Annotated in this window: 3 protein-coding genes; 1 reads left to right on the top strand and 2 read right to left on the bottom strand. The window is 67.7% G+C overall.

Features of this window, described 5'->3' with window-relative positions:
• Positions 1-14: 14 nt before the first annotated feature.
• Both E1286_RS47235 and E1286_RS47230 read right to left on the bottom strand, forming a co-directional pair.
• Positions 15-323 carry an ArsR/SmtB family transcription factor gene (locus tag E1286_RS47235; protein WP_132623954.1) on the bottom strand — a complete coding sequence of 103 codons (309 nt, stop codon included), beginning with the start codon at positions 321-323 and terminating at the stop codon, positions 15-17.
• 51 nt (positions 324-374) lie between these two features.
• The gene (locus E1286_RS47230; protein ID WP_132623952.1) at positions 375-1,136 is read right to left on the bottom strand and encodes a MerR family transcriptional regulator; all 762 of its coding nucleotides are present in this window, start codon (positions 1,134-1,136) and stop codon (positions 375-377) included.
• A 78-nt stretch (positions 1,137-1,214) separates the two neighbouring features.
• On the opposite strand from E1286_RS47230, the gene E1286_RS47225 reads away from it, so the two are divergent.
• Positions 1,215-1,479 (top strand): MerR family transcriptional regulator (locus tag E1286_RS47225; protein ID WP_223190972.1); only part of this gene is annotated, 265 nt, incomplete at its 3' end.

Below are 1,479 nucleotides of genomic sequence, written 5' to 3'. Positions count from 1 at the left end.
GGTGAGGGTTTCGTTCATCGGTCGTCCTCCATGGTGTCGAGGTGGTGCTCGAGGCGGTCGAGGGTGGTGTTCCAGAGCCGGCGGTAGGGGGTGAGCCAGGCGTCGATTTCGGCGAGGGGTTGGGGGCGGAGTTCGTACCAGCGGCGTTGGGCGTCTTTGCGGACGGTGACGAGTCCGGCTTGGCGGAGGATGCGCAGGTGTTTGCTGGTGCCGGGTTGGGTGAGGCCGAGGTGGTGGGTGAGTTCGGTGACTTGGTGGGGGCGTTGGAGGAGGAGGTCGAGGATGCGGCGGCGGGTGGGTTCGGCGAGGACGTCGAAGGGCATGGCCGCGAATATACCGCCCTGGTTATATGCCTGCAAGGGCATGTAGTGGGGTCACGGGCTGTGGCGGCGGGCGTTGGCGTGGATGGCGTGGCGGAGGTAGGCGGCGAGGCCGGGGGTGACGGCGTCGTGGACGGCGGTGAAGCGGGGGTCTTGGACGTACAGGTCGCCGAGGCATTGGTGGAGGTCGTGGCCGCAGTCGTAGAACCAGCGGGTGATGTGGCCGCGGTGGCGTTCGGCGAGGTCCATGGCGTGGGGGCTGTCGGGTGGCAGGCCGGCTTGGCAGGCGGCGGCGAGGTCGTCGTTGAGCGCTGAGGCTTCGGCTTTGATCGTGAGCCAGTCGGCTTTGGTGTAGGAGGCGACGCGGCGGCGGCTTTCGGCATGTTCGGGGGTGTGCCCCCAGCGGCGTTCGACTTCGGGTTCGTGGTCTTCTGGGCGGAAGCGGCCGAAGATTTCGAAGCGTTCTCCGGGGGTGAGGGTGATGTCGGTGGTGCGGGCTTGGAGGGCGCGTTCGACGGCGGCGATGACCTGGTGGAGGCGTTCGGCTTGGCGGGTGAGGAGTTCGTGCTGGCGGCGCAGGTGGGTGAGTTCGTCGGTGTGGGGGTGGTCGAGGATGACGGCGATCTCGTCGAGGGGGAAGCCGAGTTCGCGGTAGAGGAGGATGTGCTGCAGGCGGATGAGGTCGGCGTCGGTGTAGCGGCGGTAGCCGGCGTGGGTGCGTTCGCCGGGGGTGAGCAGGCCGATCTCGTCGTAGTGGTGCAGTGTGCGTACGGTGACGCCGGCGAGGCGGGCGACCTGTCCGACGGAGAGGCTCATGGGCTCCACTGTGCTGTGTGACGTTGGGTGAGGGTCAAGCTGGACTCTCCCCTTGGGGGAGGGCTCATGCTGGGGTGCGTGGATGAGGAGTTGCTGCCGATCGGGCAGTTCGCGCGGCTGGCGCGGTTGAGTGTCAAGCGGTTGCGTCGTTATGACGATCTGGGGTTGTTGCGGCCGGTGTGGGTGGATGCGGATACGGGTTACCGCTATTACCGGGCGTCGCAGGCTCGTGAGGCGTTGTCGATCGGGTTGTTGCGGTCGATGGATGTGCCGCTGGCGGTGGTGGGTGAGGTGCTGGCGGGTTCGCCTGGGGCGTTGGCGGGGGTGCGGGACACGTTGGAGG

It is taken from the genome of Nonomuraea terrae (genome assembly GCF_004348995.1).
Classification (GTDB): Bacteria; Actinomycetota; Actinomycetes; order Streptosporangiales; family Streptosporangiaceae; genus Nonomuraea; species Nonomuraea terrae.
Note: the sequence above shows the minus strand (reverse complement) of the source record. Positions and strands in the feature narration are given on the sequence as shown.